The organism is Enterobacteriaceae endosymbiont of Donacia piscatrix (assembly GCF_012569525.1).
Classification (GTDB): Bacteria; Pseudomonadota; Gammaproteobacteria; order Enterobacterales; family Enterobacteriaceae.
The window spans coordinates 147,840-152,280 of sequence record NZ_CP046200.1 but is presented as its reverse complement, the minus strand read 5'-3'; the positions used below and the strand labels follow the sequence as shown (position 1 = coordinate 152,280).

Here is a 4,441-nt window from a genome sequence, read left to right as displayed (position 1 = left end):
ATTATCTATATTTTTTATATATAAATCAATTTTTATATTATTTTTAATATTCATTTCTGCTCGATAATTACGAATAATAGTGACTATATTAATAAATGTATTAAAAATATTTATAATATTTTTTTCTATAAAAATATTATTAATGTTAGGAAAAGATTGAATCATAATACTATTTTTATTTTTTGTATTTGGAACTATTTTTTGCCATATTACTTCAGTAATAAATGGAATTATTGGATGTGATAATCTTAATAAAGATTCAAAAAGATTATATAATGTATAATGTGTGCCAATATATTTTAATTGATCATTCTCTTGAAAAATTATTTTACTATATTCTAAATACCAATCACAAAATTTATTCCATATAAAACTATATAAAATATTAGCTGCATTATCAAAACGATATTTATTTATTGCTTTTGTATAATTTTTAACAACTAAATAATATTCAGACCAAATCCATCTATCTATAATAGATAATTTTTTTTTTGTTTTTATAAAATCATATTTTATATTTTTTAAAATAAATATACTTGCATTCCAAATTTTATTACAAAAATTTCGATAACCTTCTAATCTTGTTAAATCCCAATAAATATCTCGACCTGTAGATGATAATGCAGCTAATGTAAATCTTAAAGCATCTGCTCCATATATTTTATTATTTACAAATAAATTATTTTTAAATTTTTTTATCGTTTTTGTATAAGAATCACCTTCAATAAAACACATAGGATTAATTACATTACCTTGAGATTTTGACATTTTATTACCTTTATTATCTCTTATTAATCCTGTTAAAAAAATATTTTTAAAAGGTATTTGAGATACATTATTTTTATTTTTGACAAAATACATTGTCATCATTATCATTCTAGATATCCAAAAAAATATGATATCAAAACCACTTATAATAACATTAGTAGGATGAAATAAAAAAAAATTTTTATTATTAGGCCAATCTAAAGTAATAAATGTCCATAAACTAGAAGAAAACCAAGTATCTAGTACATCATTATCTTGTATTAAAGTAATATTTTTATCTAAATTATATTTTTTTCTAATTTCTTTTTCATTATTTCCTACATAAATATTATTTTTTATATCGTACCATGCTGGTATTTTATGTCCCCATAATAATTGACGAGATATGCACCAGTCTTGAATATTATTCATCCATGCATAAAACATATTTTCATATTTTTTAGGAAAAAATATTATTTGTTTATTTTTTACTGCATTAATTGCTTCTTGAGATATAATTTTAGTTTTTAAATACCATTGATCAGTTAACATAGGGATAGTAATAGTATTACTTCTAATACTAAAAGGAAATAATGTATATTTAATTTTATATTTATCTAACAATCCTTTATTAATTAATTTATTTATTATAATCTTTCTTGCTTTAATAAAATTTAATTTTTGTAAATTTTCAGGAATATTTTTATTAAAATTTATGATGTTTTTTTTATTACCTAATATCTGATAAGTTGTTAAAATATTTCCATTAAGATCTAAAATATTAATTAAAGGTAAATTATGTTTAATTGCTACTTCATAGTCATTAAAATCATGAGCAGGACTAATTTTTACACATCCTGTACCTTTTGTAATTTTAGCATAACTATCAGCAATAATAGGTATTTTACGATGTATTATAGGAACAAATACAAATTTACCAATTAAATTATTAAATCTTTTATCTAATGGATTAACAGCTATAGCAATATCTGCTAATAATGTTTCAGGTCTAGTTGTAGCTACTGTTAAATAATTTTTTTTATCTAAAGTTAAAGTTTTATCAGTGAGTAAATATTTTATATACCATAATTTTGTTTTAATTTTTTTATGTTCTACTTCTAGATCTGATATTACGGTTTTAAGTTTTAAATCCCAATGTATTAATCTTTTTTTTTTATAAATTAAACCTTTATTATAAAGAATGATAAAAATTTTTTTTACAGATTTAAGAAATTTTTTATCCATTGTAAATCTTGTTTTTCCCCAATCTGTAGATAAACCCAAACGTTTCATTTGATTATAAATAATTTTACAATATTTATTTTTCCATCTCCAAATATTATCTAATAAAAATTTTTTACTATAAAAATTTTTTGTTTTTCCAATTTTATTAAAAATTTTTTGTTCTATTAAATTTTGAGTAGCAATACCAGCATGATCTATCCCTACTTGACATAATATATTTTCCCCTAACATTCTATGATAACGTACTAAAATGTCAATTAATGTATATTGTAATGCATGTCCTATATGTAAATAACCTGTAATATTAGGTGGAGGAACCATAATAGAAAAACATTTTTTAGAATTATCAAAATTATTTTTTAAAAAATTATTATTTTCCCAATAATTATAAATTTTTTGTTCAAACATTTTTGAATTATATATTTTTTCCATAATAAAAAATATCCTATATAAATAAAATTTATGTAATTATTATATCTGATTAATTAAAAATTGACTTAACATATTAATTGGTCTTCCTGTAGCCAGAGTTTTATTATTTATGTAATACCATGCTGTACCAGCTATATCTATATGAGCCCAATTATATTTTTTAGTAAATTTAGATAAAAAACAAGCTCCAGTAATTGCTCCTGCAATATTACTACTACTATTAATTAAATCAGCAAAATTAGATTTTAATTGATTAAAGTAACTAATATCATTAGTTGGTAATTCCCAAACACGATCATCTGCTTCTAGTGAAGCTTTTATAATTTTATTAGATAAAATTTTATCATTAGACATTAAACCACTTATATTATTACCTAATGCAATAACACAAGCACCTGTTAAAGTAGCTATATCAATTACATATTTAGGATTATATTTTTCAATATAAGTTAATATATCACATAAAATTAAACGTCCTTCTGCATCTGTATTCGTAATTTCTACAGTTATTCCAGATAATGTTTTTATAATATCACCAGGTCTATATGCATTACTACCTGGCATATTTTCACATCCTGCTAAAATTCCTATAATATTTATAGGAATTTGTAATTCAGCTATTGCATACATAGTACCATATACTGCAGCTGCACCACACATATCGTATTTCATTTCTCCCATATTAGTACTTGGTTTTAAAGATAATCCACCTGAATCAAAAGTAATTCCTTTACCTAATAATACTATAGGTTGTAGTTTACTATTATTTTGATATTTTATTATTGATATAAAAGGTTTATTTTTTGATCCTTTACTTACTGTTAAGTAAGCATTCATACCTATTTTTCTGATATCTTCTATATTTAAAATATCTACAGAAATATTTTTATATTTTTTTGTTAATTTTTTTGATTTTTTTGATAAATACTCAGGAGTACATATATTTGGAGGTAAATTAGCTAAATCTTTAGCCTTTTCTATACCTAAATTAATAGCTTTAGAATGTTTAATAGCAGTACGGTAAATATTATCATTATTATTAGTAATAATAAATTTTATTTTTGTTTTAAAAAAAGATTTATTTTTTTTAAATCTATTAAATTTATAAGTATTATGTTCAATTACATCTATAGTATCTCTTATATGCCAATATAAATTAAGATTATTAACTTTTATATCTGTAAGATACCAATTAATTTCTTTAACAAAAATTTTTTTTAATATATTAATAGTATTATATATAATTAACTTATTTTTATCTCTATTAAGTTTATTCTTAATACCACAACCAATAATTAAAAATTTTTTGCATAAAATATTAGGAATATTATATAAAATGATGTTTTGATTAATTTTACCTTGTATATTATTTTCTTTTAAAATATTTAATATGTAATTATTAGATATTTGATTTATATTTTTTGCAATTTTAGAAAGTTTATATGTTTCATATATCGGTATTACTATACAATCTAGTAAATTATTGTTTGGAAAAATTATTTTATCTATTATATATTCCATCTTTTATTCCTTATAATAAAAAATCATTTTAATAAAATATATTATAATTTGATTTTTGTTTAAATTATGATGTATAATGAATAATATTATATAAAAAATATATGTTTATCAAAAATGTTTTATAAATAATTTATAATTAATAATTAAAAAACATTTCGAAATTTTAAAATATTACAAATTTTTTTTAAAAAAAATAAAATTCCCCCCTTGATGCATCAATATGTGGCCCCATTTTCCTTTTCATTAGGGATTTTTATTTATACAAATTATTAGATATTTTTGTATATTAAGTTTAATAACGTAAATAGTAAACAAATGTATAGGAAATTTTAATATGAATAAAATAATAGGTATTGATTTAGGTACTACTAATTCTTGTGTAGCAGTCATAGATGGAAATAAACCTAGAGTTTTAGAAAATGCTGAAGGAGATAGAACTACTCCTTCTGTAATTGCTTATACACAGACTGGAGAAATTTTAGTAGGACAACCAGCG

At 20.4% G+C, this 4,441-nt stretch carries 3 protein-coding genes; 1 reads left to right on the top strand and 2 read right to left on the bottom strand.

Features of this window, described 5'->3' with window-relative positions:
• A partial coding sequence (locus tag GJT96_RS00775) for a valine--tRNA ligase (protein WP_169780347.1) occupies positions 1-2,424 on the bottom strand: 2,424 nt, incomplete at its 3' end.
• A gap of 39 nt (positions 2,425-2,463) precedes the next feature.
• The gene (locus GJT96_RS00770) at positions 2,464-3,945 is read right to left on the bottom strand and encodes a leucyl aminopeptidase (protein ID WP_169780346.1); all 1,482 of its coding nucleotides are present in this window, start codon (positions 3,943-3,945) and stop codon (positions 2,464-2,466) included.
• Between the two features lie 334 nt (positions 3,946-4,279).
• Here GJT96_RS00770 and GJT96_RS02345 point away from each other — a divergent pair.
• Positions 4,280-4,441: Hsp70 family protein (locus GJT96_RS02345; protein ID WP_247646100.1), on the top strand; the 162-nt coding region annotated here is incomplete at its 3' end.